This is a genomic window from Pseudomonas vanderleydeniana (assembly GCF_014268755.2).
Lineage (GTDB): Bacteria > Pseudomonadota > Gammaproteobacteria > Pseudomonadales > Pseudomonadaceae > Aquipseudomonas > Aquipseudomonas vanderleydeniana.
The window spans coordinates 2252514-2277448 of sequence record NZ_CP077093.1 but is presented as its reverse complement, the minus strand read 5'-3'; the positions used below and the strand labels follow the sequence as shown (position 1 = coordinate 2277448).

General features: G+C 62.9%; 18 protein-coding genes. 7 read left to right on the top strand and 11 right to left on the bottom strand.

The window, feature by feature from the left end:
• Positions 1–214: 214 nt before the first annotated feature.
• Positions 215–1501, top strand: a complete 1287-nt coding sequence (locus tag HU752_RS10255; RefSeq protein ID WP_186681773.1) for an MFS transporter — start codon at positions 215–217, stop codon at positions 1499–1501.
• Between the two features lie 374 nt (positions 1502–1875).
• Here the strand turns inward: HU752_RS10255 and HU752_RS10250 are convergent, their stop codons facing one another.
• The gene (locus HU752_RS10250) at positions 1876–3339 is read right to left on the bottom strand and encodes a glyceraldehyde-3-phosphate dehydrogenase (RefSeq protein WP_186681775.1); all 1464 of its coding nucleotides are present in this window, start codon (positions 3337–3339) and stop codon (positions 1876–1878) included.
• A 351-nt stretch (positions 3340–3690) separates the two neighbouring features.
• On the opposite strand from HU752_RS10250, the gene mfd reads away from it, so the two are divergent.
• The 3 genes from mfd to HU752_RS10235 are packed head-to-tail and all read left to right on the top strand — an operon-like array spanning position 3691 to position 10429.
• Complete coding sequence (mfd, locus tag HU752_RS10245) at positions 3691–7140, top strand: transcription-repair coupling factor (protein WP_186681777.1); 3450 nt, start codon at positions 3691–3693, stop codon at positions 7138–7140.
• A gap of 12 nt (positions 7141–7152) precedes the next feature.
• A complete protein-coding gene (locus tag HU752_RS10240) occupies positions 7153–7719 on the top strand; it encodes a CsiV family protein (protein ID WP_186681778.1) in 567 nt (188 codons plus the stop codon).
• A 31-nt stretch (positions 7720–7750) separates the two neighbouring features.
• Complete coding sequence (locus HU752_RS10235) at positions 7751–10429, top strand: DEAD/DEAH box helicase (protein ID WP_437182338.1); 2679 nt, start codon at positions 7751–7753, stop codon at positions 10427–10429.
• 126 nt (positions 10430–10555) lie between these two features.
• On the opposite strand, the gene nagZ is transcribed toward HU752_RS10235, so the two are convergent.
• Positions 10556–11554: a beta-N-acetylhexosaminidase gene (gene nagZ, locus HU752_RS10230; protein WP_186681883.1), complete on the bottom strand. Its 999-nt coding sequence runs from the start codon at positions 11552–11554 to the stop codon at positions 10556–10558.
• 181 nt (positions 11555–11735) lie between these two features.
• The gene (psrA, locus tag HU752_RS10225) at positions 11736–12443 is read right to left on the bottom strand and encodes a transcriptional regulator PsrA (RefSeq protein WP_186681780.1); all 708 of its coding nucleotides are present in this window, start codon (positions 12441–12443) and stop codon (positions 11736–11738) included.
• Positions 12444–12693: 250 nt separating this feature from the next.
• Here psrA and lexA point away from each other — a divergent pair, with 250 nt between their 5' ends.
• Together lexA and sulA are read left to right on the top strand one after the other, a co-directional pair.
• Positions 12694–13302 (top strand): transcriptional repressor LexA, encoded by a 609-nt coding sequence (lexA, locus tag HU752_RS10220; protein ID WP_026145583.1) that lies wholly within the window; start codon positions 12694–12696, stop codon positions 13300–13302.
• Positions 13303–13312: 10 nt separating this feature from the next.
• Positions 13313–13780, top strand: coding sequence for an SOS-induced cell division inhibitor SulA (sulA, locus tag HU752_RS10215; RefSeq protein ID WP_186681782.1), 468 nt, complete (start codon positions 13313–13315; stop codon positions 13778–13780).
• 120 nt (positions 13781–13900) lie between these two features.
• On the opposite strand, the gene HU752_RS10210 is transcribed toward sulA, so the two are convergent.
• From HU752_RS10210 to HU752_RS10180, 7 genes are all read right to left on the bottom strand, one after another.
• A complete protein-coding gene (locus HU752_RS10210) occupies positions 13901–14137 on the bottom strand; it encodes a hypothetical protein (RefSeq protein ID WP_186681784.1) in 237 nt (78 codons plus the stop codon).
• Between the two features lie 129 nt (positions 14138–14266).
• Entirely contained in the window at positions 14267–14788 is a 522-nt protein-coding gene (locus HU752_RS10205; protein WP_186681785.1) for a DUF6586 family protein, read from the bottom strand.
• Positions 14789–14955: 167 nt separating this feature from the next.
• Positions 14956–17577, bottom strand: a complete 2622-nt coding sequence (gene topA / locus HU752_RS10200) for a type I DNA topoisomerase (RefSeq protein WP_186681787.1) — start codon at positions 17575–17577, stop codon at positions 14956–14958.
• Positions 17578–17692: 115 nt separating this feature from the next.
• Positions 17693–17929, bottom strand: a complete 237-nt coding sequence (locus HU752_RS10195) for a DUF1653 domain-containing protein (RefSeq protein ID WP_010449615.1) — start codon at positions 17927–17929, stop codon at positions 17693–17695.
• A gap of 86 nt (positions 17930–18015) precedes the next feature.
• Positions 18016–19191, bottom strand: coding sequence for an acetyl-CoA C-acyltransferase FadA (fadA, locus tag HU752_RS10190; RefSeq protein WP_186681789.1), 1176 nt, complete (start codon positions 19189–19191; stop codon positions 18016–18018).
• Between the two features lie 29 nt (positions 19192–19220).
• Entirely contained in the window at positions 19221–21368 is a 2148-nt protein-coding gene (fadB, locus tag HU752_RS10185; protein WP_186681791.1) for a fatty acid oxidation complex subunit alpha FadB, read from the bottom strand.
• Between the two features lie 454 nt (positions 21369–21822).
• Positions 21823–22260: a hypothetical protein gene (locus HU752_RS10180; RefSeq protein WP_186681793.1), complete on the bottom strand. Its 438-nt coding sequence runs from the start codon at positions 22258–22260 to the stop codon at positions 21823–21825.
• 107 nt (positions 22261–22367) lie between these two features.
• Here HU752_RS10180 and HU752_RS10175 point away from each other — a divergent pair, with 107 nt between their 5' ends.
• A complete protein-coding gene (locus HU752_RS10175; RefSeq protein ID WP_186681795.1) occupies positions 22368–22808 on the top strand; it encodes a universal stress protein in 441 nt (146 codons plus the stop codon).
• 192 nt (positions 22809–23000) lie between these two features.
• Here HU752_RS10175 and HU752_RS10170 read toward each other — a convergent pair whose 3' ends face one another.
• Positions 23001–24920, bottom strand: a complete 1920-nt coding sequence (locus tag HU752_RS10170) for an ATP-binding cassette domain-containing protein (protein ID WP_186681797.1) — start codon at positions 24918–24920, stop codon at positions 23001–23003.
• Positions 24921–24935 lie beyond the last annotated feature (15 nt).

Below are 24935 nucleotides of genomic sequence, written 5' to 3'. Positions count from 1 at the left end.
GGCGTTACTCACAGCCGACCCGAAACTGCTGCGGAGCGCTCTAGCCCGTGGTGTATGCCATTTAGCCAGCAAGCTTGCTTTTTTGTTGCCCGGAAACCTTAATACACATATCGTTACAAAACTGTTCTGCCAGCGTGCGTATACCTGAAAGAGTCAGTAAGGACGAGCAAAGACGAAGGATTGCTTATAAGACAGCCAACGTGAGTGAATAAAAATGGCCTCGAATACGGGCAAGGGCAAGGCGATCTTTCGCGTTGTCAGCGGCAACTTCCTTGAAATGTTCGACTTCATGGTCTACGGCTTCTACGCCACGGCCATCGCTAAAACCTTCTTCCCTGCCGACAGTGCATTCGCTTCGCTGATGCTCTCGCTGGCCACCTTCGGTGCCGGCTTCCTGATGCGCCCACTGGGGGCGATCTTCCTCGGCGCCTACATCGACCGCCACGGCCGTCGCCAGGGCCTGATCATCACCCTGGCCCTGATGGCCGCCGGTACCGTGCTGATTGCCTGTGTGCCGGGCTACTCGACCCTGGGCGTTGCCGCACCGCTGCTGGTACTGGCCGGCCGCCTGCTGCAAGGCTTCTCCGCCGGCGTGGAACTGGGTGGCGTTTCGGTCTACCTGGCCGAGATCTCGACCCCGGGCCGCAAGGGTTTCTTCGTCAGCTGGCAGTCCGCCAGCCAACAGGCCGCCGTGGTCTTCGCCGGCCTGCTGGGTGTAGGCCTGAACCACTGGCTGAGCCCGGAAGAAATGGGTGAATGGGGCTGGCGCGTACCGTTCCTGGTCGGCTGCATGATCGTTCCGGCGATCTTCATCATCCGCCGCTCGCTGGAAGAAACGCCCGAGTTCCAGGCCCGCAAGCATCGCCCAACCCTGTCGGAAGTGATGCGCTCGATCGGCCAGAACTTTGGCCTGGTGCTGGCCGGCATGGCGATGGTGGTGATGACCACGGTGTCCTTCTACCTGATCACCGCCTACACCCCGACCTTCGGCAAGGCCGAACTGCACCTGTCGGACTTCGATGCGCTGCTGGTGACCGTGTGCATCGGCCTATCGAACTTCTTCTGGCTGCCGGTGATGGGTGCCGTCTCCGACAAGATCGGCCGCAAGCCGCTGCTGCTGGCGGCGACCATCCTGGCGATCCTGACCGCCTACCCGGTGCTGTCCTGGCTGGTGGCCGACCCGAGCTTCAGTCGCCTGCTGATCGCTGAACTGTGGCTGTCGTTCCTGTACGGTTCGTACAACGGGGCCATGGTGGTCGCCCTGACCGAAATCATGCCGGCCGAAGTACGCACCACCGGCTTCTCCCTGGCCTACAGCCTGGCAACCGCGACCTTCGGCGGCTTCACGCCAGCCGCCTGCACCTACCTGATCCACGTGCTGGACAACAAGGCCGCGCCGGGCATCTGGCTGAGTGGCGCGGCAGTACTGGGCCTGATCGCGACCCTGGTGCTGTTCCGTGGCAACAAGCACGCACTGCGTACCGCGCAGACCGCGGCGTGACACAAGGAGAGAGGGGTATCCATATTGCTGTGGCCACGTCGCCGTGCCCATACCCTGTGGCAATCTCTCTCCCCATTGCCATATCCCTGTGGCGAGCGGGCTTGCCCGCGCTGGGGCGCAAAGCGCCCCTGAAGCCTGCATGCTCGCTTCGCCTGACATACCGCGACTGCTGACCTCGGGGCTGCCTTGCAGCCCAGCGCGGGCAAGCCCGCTCGCCACAAGTGATCACTCACCAGAGCGGCCTATCCAATAGGGTGGTCAGCCCAACAGAGTGAGCTGCCAACCACAAAGGCCGGACCAGACTCAAAGCCAAAACCGGCTCCGGCACAAACAAAAACGCCCCGACAAGTCGGGGCGTTTTCATTTCCAGTCGCTTAGCGCGGGAACGCTGGCGGGTTGACCCCAGCCATGTCTTCCATCACGCGAACCACCTGGCAGCTGTAACCGAATTCGTTGTCGTACCAGACGTACAGCACGACGCGGTTATCGTTGCAGATGGTGGCTTCGGCGTCGACCACACCGGCGTGGCGCGAACCGACGAAGTCGGTGGAAACCACTTCCTGCGAGTTCACGAAGTCGATCTGCTTGTGCAGGTCCGAGTGCAGCGCCATGTAGCGCAGGTACTCGTTCATCTCTTCGCGAGTGGTGGCGGTGCCCAGGTTCAGGTTCAGGATCGCCATCGACACGTTCGGCGTCGGAACGCGGATCGCGTTACCGGTCAGCTTGCCAGCCAGCTCAGGCAGGGCCTTGGCAGCGGCGGTGGCGGCGCCGGTTTCGGTGATCACCATGTTCAGCGCAGCGCTGCGGCCACGACGATCGCCCTTGTGGAAGTTGTCGATCAGGTTCTGGTCGTTGGTGTACGAGTGAACGGTTTCAACGTGGCCGTTGACGATACCAAACTTGTCGTTGACCGCCTTCAGCACAGGAACGATGGCGTTGGTGGTGCAGGACGCCGCCGAAACGATCTTGTCCTCGGCGGTGATCTCGGCATGGTTGATACCGTGCACGATGTTCTTCAGCTTGCCCTTGCCGGGAGCGGTCAGGACAACGCGGTCGATACCCGGGCAGGCCAGGTGCTGGCCCAGGCCGTCGGCATCACGCCAGACACCGGTGTTGTCCACCAGCAGGGCGTCCTTGATACCGTACTGGGTGTAATCCACCTCGGTCGGGTTCTTCGCGTAGATAACCTGGATCAGGTTGCCGTTGGCGGTGATGGTGTTGTTTTCTTCGTCGATGGTGATGGTGCCGTTGAACGAACCATGTACCGAGTCACGACGCAGCAGGCTGGCGCGCTTGGTCAGGTCGTTGCTGGCACCCTTGCGCACGACGATGGCACGCAGGCGCAGGCCGTCGCCACCACCGGTTTTCTCGATGAGGATACGGGCCAGCAGGCGACCGATACGACCGAAGCCGTACAGCACCACGTCGGTACCCTTGCGAGCGGCAGCGTTCTGCTGGCCAACCACGTCGGCCAGCTCTTCACGGACGAACTGCTCGGCAGTACGGCCGTTGCCTTGTTCCTTGAATTTCACTGCCAGCTTGCCCAGGTCCACCGAAGCGGCGCCCAGCTTGAGCTCGCTCATGGCCTTGAGCAGCGGGAAAGTCTCGTGGACGGACAGTTCGGCATCGTCGCTCTGACGATGGCGAGCAAAGCGGTGAGCCTTGAGAATCGCGATGACAGACTGGTTGATCAGGCTGCGGCCATAGATCGAACTCACCACATTGTTATTGCGGTAGAGCTGACCGATCAGCGGAATCATCGCTTCTGCAAGTGCTTCACGATCAATCCACTCACCAAGACACTGGTCGGGCTTCTGAGTCACGGGAACCTTCCACATGTAGGGGCTTAAAAAAGGGGCTACATTATGCCGCCGAGTCGCCCCATGAGCAATGCGCGACTGTCACCCTTCGTCACAGAAAATGCCCACGGAAAAATCCCGACCTCGACGCAGACCAGTAAACACGCGGCTTCCAGAGCGCCCCATTTTGGAGCAGTCAGTACGACTTGTCTGTAACCCTCCGAAACACTGCGGGCATACCCCACTACATATTCAGGGAAAAACCGTGTTTTTTTGTCATAGCCACTACATTTCCCTCGTCATGCAATCGGCACAGTCTGCAACTGACAGGCGGCACCCGGGACCGTTACAATTGATCAATTTGTCGCAACGCTTGGAGCTCAACCTTCCGTGCCCGTTCTGCGTCTACCGCTACTGCCTGCCGCAACAGGCAAACAACACTGGGGCAACCTCCCCGGTGCCGCACTCAGCCTGGCCATTGCCGAGGCTGCCAGCGCCGCCCGGCGCTTCACCCTGCTACTGACTGCCGACAGCCAGAGCGCCGAACGGCTGGAACAGGAGCTGAGTTTCTTCGCTCCCGATCTGCCGGTGCTGCATTTCCCCGACTGGGAAACGCTGCCCTACGACCTGTTCTCGCCGCACCAGGACATCATCTCCCAGCGTATCGCCAGCCTCTATCGGCTGCCGGAACTGGAACATGGCGTGCTGGTGGTGCCGGTCACCACCGCCCTGCATCGCCTGGCCCCGACCAAATTCCTGCTGGGCAGCAGCCTGGTCCTGGATGTCGGCCAGAAGCTGGACGTGGAGCAGATGCGCACCCGCCTGGAGGCTGCCGGCTACCGCTGCGTCGACACGGTCTACGAACACGGCGAGTTCGCCGTGCGCGGGGCCCTGATCGACCTGTTCCCGATGGGCAGCAAGCTGCCATACCGTATCGACCTGTTCGATGACGAGATCGAGACGCTGCGCACCTTCGACCCGGAAAACCAGCGCTCCATCGACAAGGTCGATTCGGTGCGCCTGCTGCCGGCCAAGGAATTCCCGCTGCAGAAAGAGGCGTTGATCCGTTTCAAGGCGCGCTTTCGCGAGCGCTTCGATGTCGACTTCCGCCGCTGCTCGATCTTCCAGGACCTCAACAGTGGCATCACCCCTGCCGGTATCGAGTACTACCTGCCACTGTTCTTCGAGGAAACCTCGACGCTGTTCGACTACCTGCCGCAGGACACCCAGGTGTTCTCCCTGCCGGGCATCGAACAGGCTGCGGAAAACTTCTGGAACGATGTGCGCAATCGCTATGACGAACGCCGCATCGACCCGACCCGCCCCCTGCTGCCACCGGCCGAGCTGTTCCTGCCGGTGGAAGACTGCTTTGCCCGCCTGAAAAGCTGGCCGCGCGTGATCGCCAGCCAGCAGGACGTGGAAACCGGTGTCGGCCGGGAGCGTTTCGCCGCCCGCGAACTGCCGAACCTGGCAATCGAAGCCAAGGCCAACCAGCCCCTGGCGGCGCTCTCCGGGTTCCTCGACCAGTTCCCCGGCCGCGTGCTGTTCACCGCCGAATCCGCCGGCCGCCGGGAAGTCCTGCTGGAACTGCTGGAACGACTCAAGCTGCGCCCGAAAACCGTCGACAACTGGCCGGAATTCGCCGCTGGCAAGGAACGCCTGGCAATCACCATTGCCCCGCTGGACGAAGGCCTGGTGCTCGACGACCCGGCCCTGGCATTGATTGCCGAAAGTCCGCTGTTCGGCCAGCGCGTGATGCAGCGCCGGCGCCGGGAAAAGCGCGCCGACGCCAACAACGACGCGGTGATCAAGAACCTCACCGAGCTGCGTGAAGGCGCACCGGTGGTGCACATCGACCATGGCGTCGGCCGCTACCTGGGCCTGGCGACCCTGGAAATCGACAACCAGGCCGCCGAGTTCCTCACCCTCGAATATGCCGAGGGCGCCAAGCTCTACGTGCCGGTCGCCAACCTGCACCTGATCGCCCGCTACACCGGCAGCGACGACGCCCTCGCCCCACTGCATCGACTCGGCTCGGAAACCTGGCAGAAAGCCAAGCGCAAGGCCGCCGAGCAGGTCCGCGACGTCGCCGCCGAACTGCTCGACATCTATGCCCGCCGCGCCGCGCGCGAAGGTTATGCGTTCAACGATCCGAAGGCCGACTATGCGACCTTCAGCGCCGGCTTCCCCTTCGAGGAAACCCCGGACCAGCAGAGCGCCATCGAGGCGGTACGCGCCGACATGCTCGCCGCCAAGCCGATGGACCGCCTGGTCTGCGGTGACGTCGGCTTCGGCAAGACCGAAGTGGCCATGCGCGCAGCCTTCATCGCCGTGCACGGTGGCAGGCAGGTGGCGATCCTGGTGCCGACCACCCTGCTCGCCCAGCAACACTACAACAGCTTCCGCGACCGCTTCGCCGACTGGCCGGTGACCGTCGAGGTGATGAGCCGCTTCAAGTCAGCCAAGGAAGTCAGCGCCGCCGTGGCCGACCTCGCCGAAGGCAAGATCGACATCGTCATCGGCACCCACAAGCTGCTGCAGGACGATGTAAAGATCAAGAACCTGGGCCTGGTGATCATCGACGAGGAACACCGGTTCGGCGTGCGCCAGAAGGAACAGCTCAAGGCCCTGCGCAGCGAGGTCGACATCCTCACCCTGACCGCCACGCCGATTCCGCGCACGCTGAACATGGCCGTGTCGGGCATGCGTGACCTGTCGATCATCGCCACGCCGCCAGCGCGCCGACTGTCGGTACGCACCTTCGTCATGGAGCAGAACAAGAGCACGGTCAAGGAAGCGCTGCTGCGCGAGCTGCTGCGCGGCGGCCAGGTCTACTACCTGCACAACGACGTGAAGACCATCGAGAAGTGCGCCGCCGACCTCGCCGAGCTGGTGCCGGAAGCCCGCATCGGCATTGGTCACGGGCAGATGCGCGAGCGCGAACTCGAACAGGTGATGAGCGACTTCTACCACAAGCGCTTCAACGTGCTGATCGCCTCGACCATCATCGAGACCGGCATCGACGTACCGAGCGCCAACACCATCATCATCGAGCGTGCCGACAAGTTCGGCCTGGCCCAGTTGCACCAGTTGCGTGGTCGGGTCGGACGCAGCCACCACCAGGCCTACGCCTACCTGCTGACGCCGGGTCGCCAGCAGATCACCGCCGACGCGGAGAAACGCCTGGAGGCGATCGCCAACACCCAGGACCTGGGGGCCGGCTTCGTCCTCGCCACCAACGACCTGGAGATCCGTGGCGCCGGCGAACTGCTCGGCGACGGCCAGAGCGGCCAGATCCAGGCGGTGGGTTTCACGCTGTACATGGAAATGCTCGAGCGCGCGGTCAAGGCCATCCGCAAGGGCGAACAGCCGAACCTCGACCAGCCGCTGGGTGGCGGCCCGGAGATCAACCTGCGCCTGCCGGCGCTGATCCCCGAAGACTACCTGCCGGACGTGCACGCGCGCCTGATCCTCTACAAGCGCATCGCCTCGGCGACCGACGAGGAAGGCCTCAAGGACCTGCAAGTGGAGATGATCGACCGGTTCGGCCTGCTGCCCGAGCCGACCAAGAACCTGGTGCGCCTGACACTGCTCAAGCTGCAGGCCGAGCAACTGGGGATCAGGAAGATCGACGGCGGCCCGCAAGGCGGACGCATCGAGTTCACCGCGGACACACCGGTCGATCCACTGGCACTGATCAAGCTGATCCAGGGACAACCCAACCGCTACAAGTTCGAAGGCGCCACGATCTTCAAGTTCATGGTACCGATGGAACGTGCGGAAGAACGCTTTAATACACTGGAGGCGCTGTTCGAGCGCCTCACCCCGAAATCTGCCTGATAAGGACGCCGTATGCGCCTGATCCCATCGCTGGCCGTGTTGTTGACCCTGCTTTCCCCGGCCGCCTTTGCCGATGAGCCATACCAGGTCGAAATGATCCTGGTGCGGCAGAACCTCGAACAACCCTTCCAGAGCCAGCCGGCTCCGGAAGACTGGGCCAAGGGGGCGAAAGCCATCACGGCCAGTGACGAGCGCACCCCCAGCCTGAACGACATGGCCAGCAAGCTCAGCGCCAGCGGCAACTACGAGGTGCTGCTGCACAAGGCCTGGCAGCAGAACCTCGGCGACCAGCCGAGCGTCGTCTCGATCACCTCAGGCCAGGAGCAGTTCGGCCAGTTCCCGGTGGAAGGCACCCTGAGCCTGACCCTCAAGCGCTTCACCGAGGTGCAGGCGCAATTCTGGGTCAACGGTTTCGACAACAATGGCGTGGTCAATGCCAGCGAGCGCCTGAGCCAGACCAGCCAGACCAAGAACGGCCAGCTCAACTTCCTCGACGCCGGCCACCTCGGCCTGCTGCTCAAGGTGACCTCGCTGAACGCCTCCCGCCGCGAAGCGCCGTCCCAGAACCTCGACCAGTGAAAGCCAGATGCCCGCGCCCGTGACACCCTCCATGACCAAGCCGCTCGCCCCGTCCTGGGCCAGCCGCTTCAAGGAACAGAGTCTGGAGCGCGGTCGCCGCTACGCGATCGAAAACCGGGTGAGAATCGTCGAGGCCGCCGACAGCACGATCACCGCCAGCTGCGAAGGCTCTGGCGGCAACGTCTATCGGCAGACCATCCACCTGCGCGAATCGGCCAAGGGCACCCTGCTGATCATCGACGCGACGTGTACCTGCCCGGTGCGCAGCCACTGCAAGCACACGGCGGCGGTCCTGCTGAAAGTACAGGAAACCCTGGCCTACCCGGCCGCGGAGAAAGATGCCGAGCTGCTGGAAAAACTCCAGGCCGTGCTCGACTCGCGCCCACCGCCGCCCCCCCAGCAGCAGGTCGACGACGTTCAACCGGTGCCCCGGTTATGGCTGGCGAGTGTCGAGTTCAGTGCCTTCGAACCCCGCAACGGGCGCATGCAGCGCTACATCCAGCACCGCGCGGCACTGTCGTTCAATTACCTGGGCGAGTACGCCAGCGGCCAGAAGAACGCCGACATCATCCTGCGCCAGGAACACCAGAGCCTGCGCATCAAGCGCCAGCCCGAAGCGGAAAAGGCCTGCCGCGAACAACTGCGCCAGCTTGGTTTCAAGGTTGCCACCCGGCAGAGCAAGGCCCTGCCGGAAAGCGCCGGCGAGTTGTACGAAATGGTCAATGACAGCGCCTGGCTGAACTTCACCCTCAACGAGCTGCCAGGCTTGCGCGCGCTGGGCTGGGAATTGCAGATCGACGAAGACTTCGGCTTCGACCTAAGCCCGGTCGACGACTGGTACGCCACTGTCGATGAAGCCCCGGAGCGCGACTGGTTCGACCTGGAACTGGGAATCATCGTCAATGGCGAGCGCCTGAGCCTGTTGCCGATCCTGCTCAACCTGATGCGCTCGCACACCGAACTGCTCAACCCCGAGCGACTGGCCCGGCGCCGGGATGACGAACTGATCCTGGTGAACATCCCCGCCTCGCCCAGCGGCAGCCACGACCCGCTACAGGTGGCACTGCCCTATGGTCGCCTCAAGCCGGTACTCAGCACGCTGGGCGAGTTCTACCTGGAAGAACCCGGCAGCACCACGCTGCGCCTGAGCAACGCCGACGCGACCCGGCTCAACCCCCTGGACGGCCTGCCACTGCTGTGGGAAGGCGGGGCGCAAATCCGCAGCCTGGCCGAGCGGCTGCGCGATATCCGCGAGTACAGCGCCAGCGTCCCCGAGGGCCTCAACGCCACGCTGCGCCCCTACCAGCACGAGGGCCTGAGCTGGATGCAATCGCTGCGGCAGCTGGAAGTCGGCGGGATCCTCGCCGACGACATGGGCCTGGGCAAGACCCTGCAGACCCTGGCGCACATCCTCAGCGAGAAGAACGCCGGACGCCTCGATCGCCCGTGCATGGTGGTGATGCCCACCAGCCTGATCCCCAACTGGCTCGACGAAGCCGCGCACTTCACGCCGCAACTCAAGGTCCTGGCGCTGTATGGCGCGGCCCGCAAGAAGCATTTCGAACGACTGGGCGACTACGACCTGATCCTCACCACCTACGCCCTGCTGCCCAAGGACATCGACACGCTCAAGACCCAGCCCCTGCACGTGCTGGTGCTCGACGAGGCGCAGTACATCAAGAACCCCGGCAGCAAGGCCGCCCAGGCCACCCGCGAACTCCAGGCAAGGCAACGCCTGTGCCTAAGCGGCACGCCCCTGGAAAACCACCTGGGCGAGCTGTGGTCGCTGTTCCACTTCCTGCTGCCAGGCTGGCTGGGCGACGCCAAGAGCTTCAACCGCGACTATCGCATCCCCATCGAGAAGCACGCCAGTGAAGTGCGCCTGCAACACCTGAACGGCCGGATCAAGCCGTTCCTGCTGCGCCGCACCAAGGAACAGGTGGCGACCGAGCTGCCACCCAAGACCGAGATCATCCACTGGGTCGAACTCAACGAGGCGCAACGCGACGTCTACGAGACCATGCGCCTGGCGATGGACAAGAAGGTCCGTGACGAAATCACCCGCAAGGGCGTGGCGCGCAGCCAGATCATCATCCTCGAGGCGCTGCTCAAGCTGCGCCAGGTCTGCTGCGACCTGCGCCTGGTCAGCGACGCGACCCCTCCGGCCCGCGGCAGCGCATCGGGCAAGCTCGACAGCCTGATGGAAATGCTCGAGGAGCTGTTCGCCGAAGGTCGGCGAATCCTGTTGTTCTCGCAGTTCACCTCGATGCTGTCACTGATCGAGGCCGAACTGAAAAAACGCCATGTCACCTACGGCTTGCTGACCGGGCAGACCCGTGACCGACGTACACCGGTGAAGGACTTCCAGAGCGGCAAGCTGCAGATTTTCCTCATCAGCCTCAAGGCCGGTGGCGTCGGTCTGAACCTGACCGAAGCCGACACCGTGATCCACTACGACCCGTGGTGGAACCCGGCGGCGGAAAACCAGGCCACTGACCGCGCCTACCGGATCGGCCAGGAAAAGCCGGTGTTCGTCTACAAGATGATTGCCCGCGGCACGGTCGAGGAAAAGATCCAGCACCTGCAACAGGAAAAATCCGACTTGGCCTCCGGCGTGCTCGACGGGCGCCAGGCCGGGGACTGGCAGTTGCAGAACGAGGACATCGAGGCGCTGTTCGCGCCGCTGCCGGACAAGAAGGCCGGGCGTTGAGCCCCCCCTGAAAGCTTCGCGGGCAAGCCCGGCTCCTACAGTATGCGTGTCGTGCGTCAGATGGAGTACGGCACACCTTGTAGGAGCCGGGCTTGCCCGCGAATGGGCCCTCGAATATGACGCCACTCAATCGATGAGCTGAGCCTCGCGCAACGCCCCCAGCGCCTCCAGCCATCGCGGCTGCTCGCGGTAGTCCGTGCGGGCGAAGCCCTGGCCACGCATCCGCGCGATCCGTGGCGACGGCGCCACCTTCAGGCGCTGCGCGGCACTCAGGGCCAGCTCCGCCGCCGCCCGGTCATTGCACACCAGCCCCATGTCGCACCCGGCCGACAGCGCCGCCTCGATACGACTGGCCGCATCGCCCACCACATGGGCACCGGCCATGGACAGGTCATCACTGAAGATCACCCCATCGAACCGTAACTCGCCGCGCAGGATGTCCTGCAACCAGCGCCGCGAGAAGCCGGCAGGTTGCGCATCGACCTGCGGATAGATCACGTGAGCCGGCATCACCGCCGCCAGCTGCTGGCTCAGGTGGGCGAAAGGCACCAGGTCATGGGCGCGAATGGTGTCCAGGCTGCGCTCGTCGACCGGGATTGCCACATGGGAGTCCGCCTCGGCCCAGCCATGCCCGGGAAAGTGCTTGCCGGTGGCGGCCATGCCGGCCGCCCTCATGCCGCGGATGAATGCACCGGCGAGCAGGGCCGCACGCTCCGGATCACCCTCGAAGGAACGACTTCCAACCACCGCGCTACGCTGATAGTCCAGGTCCAGTACCGGGGCAAAGCTCAGGTCGAGCCCGACCGCCAGCACCTCGGTCGCCATCAGCCAACCGCAGTGTTCGGCCAGGCGCTCGGCCTGCGGGTTGTCGGCAATCGCGCGCATCGCCGGCAGGCGCACGAAGCCCTGGCGCAGGCGCTGCACCCGCCCGCCCTCCTGGTCGACCGCCAACAGCAGATCAGGGCGAATCGCGCGGATCGCAGCGCTCAGTTCGCGCACCTGGCGCGGGCTCTCGATGTTGCGCGCGAAGATGATCAGCCCACCCACTTGCGGCTGGCGCAACAACTGGCGATCTTCAGACGTCAGCCAGGTGCCGGCGATATCGACCATCAGGGAGCCTTGCAGGGCAGTACTCATAGGAAATCCTTGTGAAAAAGGGCCGTCTGGAAAACCGCCAGGCGTGCGAACGCCCTGCCACGGAGCGCATCCGGCAGACGAACAGGAAAAAAGGGAGCGGCAAACGCAAAGGAGTCAGGCATGGGCGGCAAGCTTAGCGGATCGAGGCCTGCGCGCCCACCCGGATGCGTCAGGCCTTGACGACAGGCGCCGCCGACTTGCTGCGCGGGCGCAGTTGCGCGGCGGCCATGGTTTCGTCGGTGACACCGCTGTCGGCGCGCATGCCGGCCGCCAGGAAGGGCACCATCAGGCGCATCACCGTCTCGATCGAGGTATTGACGCCGAAATCGGTCTCGGCGATCGCGCGCAGCGCCTTGATCCCGGACATGCTGAACGCCGCTGCGCCGAGCATGAAGTGCACGCGCCAGAACAGCTCGATCGGGGGGATACGCGGGGCCGCTTCATTAACCAGCAGCATGTAGCGGCGGAACACCTTGCCGTACATGTCCTCCAGGTAACGGCGCAGGTGGCCCTGGCTCTGGCTGAAGGCAAGGCCCAGCAGGCGCATGAAGATCGACAGGTCGTTGCCGCTGCGGGGCTGCACGACCAGGGCCTGTTCGACGAGTATTTCCAGCAGTTCTTCCAGGGTCGGCTTGACCTCCGGCTTGGCCTGGCGGCGCTCCAGTTCGCGCTCGAGGCTGACGCAGAATGGGCCGAGGAAACGCGAGAAGACCGCCTGGATCAGGGCCTTTTTCGAGCCGAAATGGTAGTTCACCGCCGCGAGATTGACCCCCGCCTTGCTGGTGATCAACCGCAACGAGGTCTCGGCGAAACCTTTTTCCGCGAACAATTGCTCGGCAGCATCGAGAATGCGTTCAACGGTTTCCGACTGGGCCATGACTACTCCGCCTGACAAACACTTGTTTGAAACATACGTTTCAGACCACGGAATGTCAAGCCTGACGGTCCCTTTCCGGCCGGTCAGTCAGGTATTAAATCATAGAACCCGCACCTGTAGCGCGGCACTTGCCATGGATCCCGAAGCCCTTTGCGACAACCGTCCGGCGGCCACCTTGAAAAGGAGGATTGCCAAGCGCCTCGCACTGTATATAATTCCAGTCACTGTATAAAAAGACAGAGCCATCGAAATGCTAAAACTGACGCCTCGCCAAGCTGAGATTCTGGCTTTTATCAAACGCTGCCTCGATGACAACGGCTATCCGCCTACTCGTGCGGAGATTGCCCAGGAACTGGGCTTCAAGTCACCGAATGCGGCCGAAGAACACCTCAAGGCCCTGGCCCGCAAGGGTGCGATCGAAATGACACCCGGTGCCTCGCGTGGCATTCGTATTCCGGGTTTCGAAGCCAAGGTCGACGAATCCACCCTGCCGATCATCGGTCGCGTCGCGGCTGGTGCGCCTATCCTCGCCGAACAGCATGTCGAGGAATCCTGCAACATCAACCCGACGTTCTTCCACCCTCGGGCCGACTACCTGTTGCGCGTCCACGGCATGAGCATGAAGGACGTCGGCATTTTCGACGGCGACCTGCTGGCCGTGCACACCTGCCGCGAAGCCCGCAACGGCCAGATCGTGGTCGCCCGCATCGGCGAGGAAGTCACCGTCAAGCGCTTCAAGCGCGAGGGCAGCAAGGTCTGGCTGCTGGCGGAAAACCCCGAGTTCGCCCCTATCGAAGTCAACCTGAAAGAGCAGGACTTCGTCATCGAAGGCCTGAGCGTCGGCGTCATTCGCCGCTGAAGGAGGCGTCATGCAATTTCCGCAAACTCCACAACATGCACAGCTGCCCTTGTTCGAAGCGTTCATGATGCAGCCGCTGGCCCCGGTCCTGAAGGACGTGGTCGAAACACCCTGGAGCACCGAGCCCGAGGCCTTTAGCGAGTTGTCGTTGCGCGGCGGGAATTGCCTGAGCCTGCTGGCCCCGATCCTGCGCGAACTGAGCCAGGACCAGGACGCCCGCTGGCTGACCCTGATCGCCCCACCCGCCAGCGTCACCCAGGCCTGGCTGCGCGAAGCCGGCCTGAACCGCGAGCGAATTCTGCTCCTGCAACCCAGCAGCGCCCAGAATGCCCAGCAACTAGCCTGTGAGGCCTTGCGCCTGGGGCGCAGCCATACCGTGGTCAGTTGGTTGAATCCGCTGAGCAGCAGCGCTCGCCAACAATTGATCAACGCCGCACGCAAGGGCGACGCACACAGCCTGAATATTCGCTTGGGTTGAAGCGGGATAACGATAGGCAGGCTGTTCGCACCCACCCCACAAGGCTTCTCCAGGACAGAGAAGCCGATAGGACCAACGACTGGCTACAGACACGTACCTGAGCCAGGCACGCACAGCTCCTTAGTGAAGAACCCGCGGACCGTCTTCTTCTTTCTCAAACTCGCCTTCCACCAGGCGCCCTGCCATCTGCACACCCACGCTCAACATGGCCTTGGCCACTTCGACGTGCTGGCCCTGCAGGAAGGCCTTGGCGTCCTCAGAAAAGTTCAGGGTGACCAGAGAACCTTCGTCCTCGGCGCGGCGCAGCTCGATACGGCCGTCCGGCAGCTCGACAATTTCTAGAAAGGACGTAGGCATAAAAGTCTGTTCTCCACGAAAGGACAATATTATACCAGTCATTCATGGCAACTCGCTCATCATCTCAACAGCTTTCGTTACCGCCTGATGAACAACTGACAGACGGAACCTACATCCCGTCCGCGCAGATCAGCACTCGCTGAGCCCATCCCGGAAGCGAATCGCCAGCGCCTTGAGGTTCTGCCGCCAGCTTTCCAACTCTTCACGGCCCAGCTCCGGTGCCGCCTCTTCATCCAGGCTGACTGCCTCGATCAGCGGCTGCAACACATCGCCCTTGGGTTTGCGCGGCGCCAGCGGTGGCAGATAGAGCGCAGAGTGGGCAGCGATCAGCCGCGCCAGCCAGGTTTGCGGGCTGTGGGCCAGCTCTACCAGCTCGGCCATTTCCGGAATGGCGATGGACTCCAGCACTTCCCGGGTCAGCAACAACTCGGCGCGCGGCGCGCTGGCCTGAGGCAGACGATAGAAGCCGGCGATCTCATGACACAGCCCGAGCAAGGCGCCATAGAGATGAAATACCGCGGCTTCACGCTCGGCCTGGGTCAGCGCCAGCGCGTTCATCGCCCGGCTCTCCTCGGCCTTGCCAAGGGCTTCCAGGGCCAGGCCGGCGTAGAAGATCTTCTGGTTGGTACGGGTATAGAGTTCGTTGGCCATGATGGCGCACTCCCAAATAAGACCATACACGGCCCGCTGCAGGAGCGCGGCTTGCCCGCGAAGGCGTCTTCAAGGACGCTAAAAGCTTCGCGGGCAAGCCACGCTCCTGCAGGGGCCCGCATCAGGCCCTGGCTTCAAGGAAACCAGGACCTCGACCGGCAAACGGATCAGGCACCCTGACGCTTGTCTTCCACCTTCCACTTGCCGCTGTCGTAGAACGCCTTCCAGCCCGTCGGCTTGCCATCGACCTCGGTCTGCACGTACTGCTCCTTGGTCTTGCGGCTGTAGCGGATCACCGCTGGACGGCCGTCCGGGTCCTTCTGCGGCGCTTCGCAGAGGAAGTGGTACTTCGGATCGATTTCATCCTTGTGCGGGACGATTTCGAGCACCAGTGGCGCACGGGTCTCGCGATTTTTCGGGAACTGGCTCGCGGCCAGGAACAGGCCCGAGGCACCATCCCGCAGGATGTAGGTGTCGTCGACCTTCTCGCACTTGAGCTCCGGCATCTTCACCGGGTCCATTTTCGGCGGCGCCGCATCACCGCTTCTGAGCAGCTTACGCGTGTTCTTGCAGGTCGGGTTGGTGCAACCGAAGAACTTGCCGAAACGGCCGGTCTTGAGCTGCATCTCGCTACCGCACTTGTCGCACTCCAGGCTCGGCCCTTCGTAACCCTTGATCCGGTAGTTGCCTTCCTCGATCTCGTAGCCGGCGCAATCCGGGTTGTTGCCACAGATGTGCAGCTTGCGCTTCTCGTCCAGCAGGTAGGCGTCCATCGCGGTGCTGCAGATCGGGCAGCGATGCTTGCCACGCAACACCAGCGATTCCGACTCACCCTCGTCGTCCGCGGCGATTTCGTCGCCCGGCACCAGGTTGACGGTTGCCTTGCAGCGTTCTTTCGGTGGCAGGCTGTAGCCCGAGCAACCGAGGAACACACCGGTCGAGGCGGTACGGATCTGCATCGGCCGGCCGCAGGTCTGGCATGGGATATCGGTCATGACCGGCTGGTTGGCACGCATGCCGTTTTCCGCACCCTCGGCCACTTCCAGCTTCTTCTTGAAGTCGCCGTAGAATTCGTCGAGCACGTTCTTCCAGTCACGCTCGCCCTGGGCCACGTCGTCGAGGTTCTCCTCCATGTCCGCGGTGAACCCGTAGTCCATCAGGTTCGAGAAGCTTTCCGCCAGGCGCTCAGTAACGATGTCGCCCATCTTCTCGGAGTAGAAGCGACGATTGTGCAACGCCACGTAGCCGCGATCCTGGATGGTGGAAATGATCGCCGCATAGGTCGAAGGACGACCGATACCACGCTTCTCCATTTCCTTGACCAGGCTGGCTTCGGAGTAACGCGCCGGCGGCTTGGTGAAGTGCTGGCTCGGGTCGAGCTGGATCAGCTTCAGCACTTCGCCCTGGGCCATGTCCGGCAGGACATCATCGTCGCCCGGCTTGCTCAGCTGTGGCAGAACCCGGGTGTAGCCGTCGAACTTGAGGATGCGACCCTTGGCACGCAGCTCGAAGTCGCCAGCGGCGACGCTGACAGTGGTCGACAGGTACTGCGCCGGCAGCATCTGGCAAGCGACGAACTGGCGCCAGATCAGCTCGTACAGGCGCTCGGCGTCACGCTCCATGCCCGAGAGCTTGCTCGGGTCAGTGTTGACGTCCGAAGGCCGGATCGCCTCGTGCGCCTCCTGGGCACCTTCCTTGCTGCTGTAGACGTTCGGTGCGGACGGCAGGTATTTCGCGCCGAACTCGCCCTCGATATAGGTCCGCGCCATCGCCACGGCGTCTGCCGAGAGGTTGGTGGAGTCGGTACGCATGTAGGTGATGTAGCCCGCTTCGTACAGACGCTGGGCCATCATCATGGTCTTCTTCACCCCGAAGCCCAGGCGGTTGCTCGCGGCCTGCTGCAGAGTGGAGGTAATGAACGGAGCCGAAGGCTTGCTGCTGGTCGGCTTGTCTTCACGCTTGGCGATGGTGTAGGCCGAGGCCTTGAGCTTCTCCAGCGCCGCCATGGCCTGGGCTTCGTTCAGCGGCTTGAAGGCCTCGCCGTTCTCCCGCGCCACCTCGAAGCGCACCTTGGCGCCCTTGGTCGTGCCCAGGCCGGCATGCACTTCCCAGTACTCTTCCGGGATGAACGCGCGAATCTCACGTTCACGCTCGACCACCAGCTTCACCGCCACCGACTGCACGCGACCGGCGGACAGGCCACGGGCGATCTTCGCCCACAGCAGCGGCGAGACCATGTAGCCAACCACGCGATCGAGGAAGCGACGGGCCTGCTGGGCATTGACGCGGTCGATGTCCAGCTCGCCAGGCGCCGAGAAGGCCTCCTGGATCGCCTTCTTGGTGATTTCGTTGAACACCACGCGCTTGTAGCGGCTGTCGTCCCCGCCGATGGCTTCGCGCAGGTGCCAGGCAATGGCTTCCCCCTCGCGATCCAAGTCGGTTGCGAGATAGATGGTGTCGGCATCCTTGGCCAGTCGGCGCAGCTCCTCGATCACCTTCTCCTTGCCAGGAAGGATCTCGTAGCGGGCTTTCCAGCCATGATCCGGGTCGACGCCCATGCGCGACACCAGCTGCTTGCGGGCCTTCTCCTTCGCCGAGAGCGCAGGCGCCTCGCTGGCCGCAGCCTTGCCGCGCTTGGCAGCGGGTTCCTTGGTGGCACTGGCCGAACCGCTGGTGGGCAGGTCTCGGATATGGCCGATACTCGACTTCACCACGTACTGGGTTCCCAGATACTTGTTGATGGTCTTGGCCTTAGCCGGGGATTCCACAATGACCAGCGATTTGCCCATGGATCGGAAAATTCCTGAATGCTAGAAGTGAGAGCGCAGCCCGCGACTGGCGCGGCACCGCTATATATAGTGGCAACAAGGTGAGGTCAAGCACAGGGTGCTGCGCGACCGGCCCTCAAGCCTTGGAAAAAACACTCGGCTCGGCCTGCACCAAAGCAAAGCGTGGGACCCGTTCGCCGTCAACCTCGACCGACTCCAGGAACATGCTCAAGGGCCGTACCCAAAAGCCGTATTCGCCATACAGCGCCTGGTAGAACACCACCTCTTCCTCGGTCTCGGAATGCCGTGCCACGCTGAAAACGCGGTACTGCGGCCCCTTGTAATGCTGATAGAGCCCGGGTTGCAAAGTCATGTATCGGCCCTCTTACAAAATAAAATAAAAAATATCGCAAAAACAAAAACCGGGGCACCAGGCCCCGGTTTCCGTCAACGAAACACTCAGACGCGTTCGAAGACGGTGGCAATGCCCTGGCCGAGGCCGATACACATGGTGGACACCCCGAAAGTGCCGCCGTTCTGTTTCATCACGTTCAGCAGGGTGCCGGAAATCCGTGCACCCGAGCAACCGAACGGGTGACCCAGGGCGATGGCACCGCCGTGCAGGTTAACCTTCTCGTCCATCTTGTCGAGCACTTTCAAGTCCTTCAGCACTGGCAGGGCCTGTGCGGCGAAGGCTTCGTTGAGCTCGAAGAAGTCGATGTCGGAGATCGACAGCCCGGCACGCTTGAGGGCTTTCTGGGTCGCTGGCACGGGACCATAACCCATGATCGCCGGATCGACACCGGCCACCGCCATCGAACGGATCACCGCCAGCGGCTGGATACCCAGGTCCTGCGCACGCTGCGCCGACATCACGATCATGCACGAGGCACCATCGGTGATCTGCGACGAAGTACCCGCGGTCACGGTCCCCCCCTTGGGGTTGAATGCCGGCTTCAACGCCGCCAGGCTTTCCAGGTTGGTTTCCGGGCGAATGGTCTCGTCGTAGTCGAAGACCTTCAGGAAGCCAGCCTCGTCATAACCCTGCATCGGGATGATCTCGTCCTTGAACTTGCCTTCCACGGTCGCCTTGTGGGCGAGCTGGTGGGAACGCACGCCAAAGGCGTCCTGAGCCTCACGGGTGATGCCGTGCATCTTGCCGAGCATCTCGGCGGTCAGCCCCATCATGCCCGAAGCCTTCGCCGCGTACAGCGACAGGTGCGGGTTCGGATCGACACCATGCATCATGCCCACGTGGCCCATATGCTCGACGCCGCCAACGACGAAAACGTCACCATTGCCGGTCATGATCGCCTGGGCGGCGGTGTGCAGTGCGCTCATCGACGAGCCACACAGGCGGCTGACGGTCTGGCCGGCAGCGGTGTGCGGGATCTGGGTCATCAGCGAGGCCATGCGCGCGATGTTCCAGCCCTGCTCCAGGGTCTGGTTCACGCAGCCCCAGATCACGTCCTCGACCTCGTTCGGGTCGACCTTGGTGTTGCGCTCCAGCAGCTTGCTGATCAGGTGCGCGGACATGTCCTCGGCACGGGTATTGCGGTGCATGCCGCCCTTGGAGCGGCCCATCGGAGTACGACCGAAGTCGACAATCACGACGTCTCTAGGATTCAAGCTCATATCGTTCACTCTCGCTCTAGTGTGGGCGCTTAACCGAAGAACCGCTGGCCGTTCTTGGCCATTTCACGCAGTTTCGCGGTCGGGTGGTACAGCGCGCCCAGATCGGCGTACTGGTCAGCCAGGGCAACGAACTCGGCCACACCGATCGAGTCGATGTAGCGCAGCGCACCGCCACGGAAGGGAGGGAAACCGATGCCGTAGACCAGGCCCATGTCGGCCTCGGCCGCAGTGGCGACGATGCCGTCTTCCAGGCAGCGCACGGTTTCCAGGCACAGTGGGATCATCATCCAGTTGATGATGTCCTCGTCGGTCACTTCACGCTGCTCGTAGACGATCGGCTTGAGCACTTCCAGCACCGACGGATCGGCGACCTTCTTCTGCTTGCCACGCTTGTCGGTCTCGTAGGCGTAGAAGCCCTTGCCATTCTTCTGGCCCAGGCGCTTGGCGTCGTACAAGGCATCGACAGCCGAACGACGGTCGTCCTTCATGCGATCCGGGAAGCCTTCGGCCATCACGTCGCGACCATGGTGACCGGTGTCGATGCCGACCACGTCCATCAGGTACGCCGGGCCCATCGGCCAGCCGAACTTCTCCATGATCTTGTCGATACGAACGAAGTCCACACCGGCACTGACCAGCTTGGCGAAACCGCCGAAGTACGGGAACAGGATACGGTTGACCAGGAAGCCGGGGCAGTCGTTGACCACGATCGGGTTCTTGCCCATCTTCTTGGCGTAGGCCACGGTGGTGGCGATCGCCTGTTCGCTGGACTTCTCGCCACGGATCACTTCCACCAGCGGCATCATGTGCACGGGGTTGAAGAAGTGCATGCCGACGAAGTTTTCCGGACGCTTGAGGGCCTTGGCCAGCAGACTGATGGAAATGGTCGAGGTGTTGGATGCCAGCACGGCATCTTCCTTGACCTGGGCTTCCACTTCCGCCAGGACTGCCTGCTTGACCTTCGGGTTCTCGACGACCGCCTCGACCACCAGGTCGACGTGGCCGAAGTCACCGTAGGACAGGGTCGGACGAATGCCATTGAGCACTTCGGCCATCTTCGCCGCGGTCATGCGGCCCTTGTCGACGCGACCGACCAGCAGCTTGGCGGCTTCGGCCAGGCCCTGCTCGATACCGTGTTCGTTGATGTCCTTCATCAGGATCGGCGTGCCCTTGGACGCCGACTGGTAGGCGATGCCGCCACCCATGATGCCAGCGCCGAGTACGGCGGCCTGCTTCACGTCCTTGGCGATTTCGTCGTAGGCCTTGGCCTTCTTCTTCAGTTCCTGGTCGTTCAGGAACAGACCGATCAGGCTTTCGGCAGCCGAGGTCTTGGCCAGTTTCACGAAGCCGGCGGCTTCGATTTCCAGGGCCTTGTCACGACCGAAGTTGGCGGCCTTCTGGATGGTCTTGATCGCCTCGACCGGCGCCGGGTAGTTGGGACCCGCCTGCCCGGCCACGAAGCCCTTGGCGGTCTCGAAGGCCATCATCTGCTCGATGGCGTTGAGCTTGAGCTTGTCCAGCTTCGGCTGGCGCTTGGCCTTGTAGTCGATCTCGCCGGAAATGGCGCGCTTGACCAGGTCTAGGGCGGCCTGCTGCAGTTGCTCGGGGGCAACCACGGCGTCGACGGCGCCGACTTTCAGTGCGTCTTCGGCACGGTTTTCCTTGCCGGCGGCGATCCACTCGATGGCGTTGTCCACACCGATCAGGCGTGGCAGGCGGACGGTGCCGCCGAAGCCCGGGTAGATGCCCAGCTTGACTTCCGGCAGGCCGATCTTGGCGCTGCTCGACATGACCCGCAGGTCCGCGGCCAGGCACATTTCCAGACCACCGCCCAGGGCGATGCCGTTGATCGCGACAACGGTCGGAACGGCCAGGTCTTCGAAATCGCTGAAGATCCTGTTGGCTTCGAGGTTACCGGCCACGAGCTCGGCATCAGGCAACTTGAAGTTGTCGACGAATTCAGTGATGTCGGCACCGACGATGAACACGTCCTTGCCGCTGCTGACGATGACACCCTTGACCGAGGCATCGGCCTTGAGGGTATCCACCGCCTGACGCAGTTCGTTCAGGGTGAGACGGTTGAACTTGTTGACGGACTCACCCTTGAGATCGAACTTCAGTTCGACGATGCCACTTTCAAGAGCCTTAACCGTGATGGCTTTACCTTCGTAAATCATCAACTGATCTCCACGATATGGAAGCTGAACAGTACACGTCGGTCGCTAGCTTCCGGCCCCGCATTGACGTCACCGTCACTGCTACGCCAAGCCGCCAGGCACACCCGCCGACGCGATAGTCGGGATTCTGTAAGAGCGGTCTGTCAGACAAACGCTCAATTCATACGCCCGTTTGATTTGGGTGTGGACACCTTCACGGAATTCGAGGCAATTGTCAATTGCCGAAAACACCCCGAAAAAATGCGACTTTCCGGTCACTTTCCAGGCGTGCAGGTGCTGCAGCCGCCGTCCTGATGGCGCTTCATTCATGAAATCAATAGCACGCAAAGCCATCAGATCAGACACAAATCTGAGAACAGGCCTACCAGACTCCAAGAGAGAGCCTAGTGGAAAATATGGACACTTTTTGTGAAAGGAAGGTGCCAGAGCGGTTTGCCGATGGAATGCCCTCGGCTCAAGCCAGCGCCTTGAGCACCGCCGCGATATCCTGGAGTACTTTCGCGTCACCGCGTTCGCCCCAGTAGAGCGCGATCATCTGCGCATCCGCCTCGACCTTGAAGACATTGCCCGGCAACGTCCGCAAATGGGCCAGCAGCGCCTCGTCCGCGAGCACTTCGCGCCACTGGTTGACCCACACACCCGGCTCGCTCTGCCAATAGCACCAGCACGGCGATACCTTGCCGCGCCGTGGTCGATGATACTGCGCACAGGGGCTTGGCGGCTCCTGGGGCAGCCAGTGCGGCCATTCCTGGGGCGCCAGCTGCATGCCCAGGCCAATGCGGCGCGCCTCCATGCGCAGGGCCATCCGATCGCTCTGGCGGCGCGACGGACGCAGCCAGGCCAGAGGACTGAGAACCACCGCCAGGATTGACACCACTATCCAGACCGTCATATCTCTACTCCCCGATGATTATTCATGAGCGATTGATTCAGCGCAGAACCAATCAGCTTGAAACGAGCCATAATTAATACAAATGCGATCCTCAGGAGGTGCCTCCAATGCCCTACAACCACATTCTGGTTGCCGTCGACCTGACGGAAGAGTGCGACCCGGTCATTCACCGCGCACGCGAACTGTCGGCCAGCAACAACGCCAAGCTCTCGCTGGTCCACATCGTCGAGCCCATGGCCATGGCCTTTGGCGGCGACGTCCCGATGGACCTGTCCCAATTGCAACAGCAGCAGTTCGACCAGGCCAAGGAGCGCCTGGAACGGCTGATCAACAAATACCCTGAAATTTCCAAGGACACCTGCCACCTGACCTACGGCCAGCCGCGCCAGGAAATTCACCATCTGGCCAAGGAACAGCACTGTGACCTGATCGTGGTCGGCAGCCACGGACGCCATGGCCTGGCCCTGCTGCTCGGATCCACTGCCAACGACGTCCTGCACGGCGCCTCCTGCGACGTCCTCGCGGTACGCCTCCAGACCAAAAACTGATCCGCCCCTGTAGGAGCAGGGCTCGCCCGCGAATGGCATTGCAGGGTGAAACAGTGACAGGACGTTGTCTTGTTCGCGGGCAAGCCCTGCTCCTGCAAGGACACCGCCTCGCCTGTGCACCCCTTGAGCAGCTTCTGAAAAAAGCCCGGCCTCACAGAATGAAGCCGGGCTTTTTTATTGTCGCGCCGTCAATCAGGCATCCAGCTCGGCCCAGCGCTCGACCATTGCATCCAGCTCGGCCTGCAGGGCCTCCAGCTTGGCCAGCACCGCAGTGGTTTCAGCCACTGGACGCTGGTAGAAGCCTGCTTCGGCCATCTCGGCCTGCACGGCGGCAATGGCCTGCTCCTTGGCATCGATCTCGCCCGGCAGAGCCTCCAGTTCGCGCTGCAGCTTGTAGCTGAGCTTCTTCTTCGCCGCCGGTGCCTCAGCCACAGGCGCAGCCTGCGCAGGCGGCGCACTGACGATCGCCGATTCCAGCTCGGCCTTGCCCGACTTGCTCTCGGTCACCCCGAGCAGGCGCGGCGAGCCGCCCTGGCGCAGCCAGTCCTGATAACCACCGACGTATTCACGCACCTTGCCTTCACCCTCGAACACCAGGGTGCTGGTCACCACGTTGTCGAGGAATGCCCGGTCGTGACTGACCATCAGCACGGTACCCTGGAAGGTCAGCAGCACCTCTTCCAGCAGTTCGAGGGTTTCCACGTCGAGGTCGTTGGTCGGTTCGTCGAGGACCAGCAGGTTCGCCGGCTTGCTGAACAGCTTGGCCAGCAGCAGCCGCGCGCGCTCGCCACCGGACAGCGCCTTGACCGGCGTGCGGGCCCGCTGCGGGCTGAACAGGAAATCACCGAGGTAGCTGAGCACATGACGGCTCTGGCCATCGATCTCGATGAAATCGCGACCTTCGGCGACGTTGTCGACCACGGTCTTTTCCAGGTCCAGCTGATGGCGAAGCTGGTCGAAATAGGCCACCTCGATGCGAGTGCCCTCCTCCACCTTGCCGCTGGTCGGCACCAGGCCACCCAGCATCAGCTTGAGCAGGGTGGTCTTGCCGGTACCGTTGGCCCCGAGCAGGCCGATGCGGTCACCGCGCTGCAGGACCATCGAGAAGTCCTTGACCAGCACCGGGCCGTCCGGATGGGCGAAGCTGACGTTCTCAAGGACCATCACCTGCTTGCCGGACTTCTCGGCGGTATCGAGCTGGATGTTCGCCTTGCCGGTGCGCTCGCGCCGCTCGCTACGCTCGACACGCAGCGCCTTCAGAGCACGCACACGGCCCTCGTTACGGGTACGCCGGGCCTTGATGCCCTGGCGAATCCACACTTCTTCCTGGGCCAGGCGCTTGTCGAACAGCGCGTTGGCGGTTTCCTCGGCAGCCAGCGCGGCTTCCTTGTGCACCAGGAAGCTGGCGTAGTCGCCGTTCCAGTCGATCAGCCCGCCGCGATCCAGTTCGAGGATCCGGGTCGCCAGGCTCTGCAGGAAGGAACGGTCGTGGGTGATGAACAGGACCGCCCCCTGGAAGTCCTTGAGGGCTTCTTCCAGCCAGGCGATCGCGCCGATATCCAGGTGGTTGGTCGGTTCGTCGAGCAGCAGCAGGTCCGGCTCGGCCACCAGGGCCTGGGCCAGCAGCACGCGACGGCGCCAGCCACCGGACAACTCGGCCAGGGTCTTGTCGGCCGGCAGCTGCAAACGGCTCAGGGTACTGTCGACCAGCGTCTGCAGGCGCCAGCCATCGCGGGCTTCGAGGTCATGCTGGACGCGCATCAGCTTGTCCAGGTCGGCATCGGTGACGATGTTCTGGCTCAGGTGGTGATATTGCGCCAGCAACTCACCGACACCGTCCAGGCCCTGGGCCACGACGTCGAACACGGTGCGCTCGTCGGCCACCGGCAGTTCCTGCGGCAATTCGCCGATCTTGAGCGCCGGCGCGCGCCAGACGGAGCCGTCGTCGGGCTTCTGATCGCCCTTGACCAGCTTCAACATGCTGGACTTGCCAGTGCCGTTGCGGCCGATGATGCACACCCGCTCACCACGGGCGATCTGCCAGGACACCTTGTCCAACAACGGCATGGCGCCGAAAGCAAGGGACACATCGCTGAATTTGAGCAGGGTCATGAGCTTCTCCAAAAA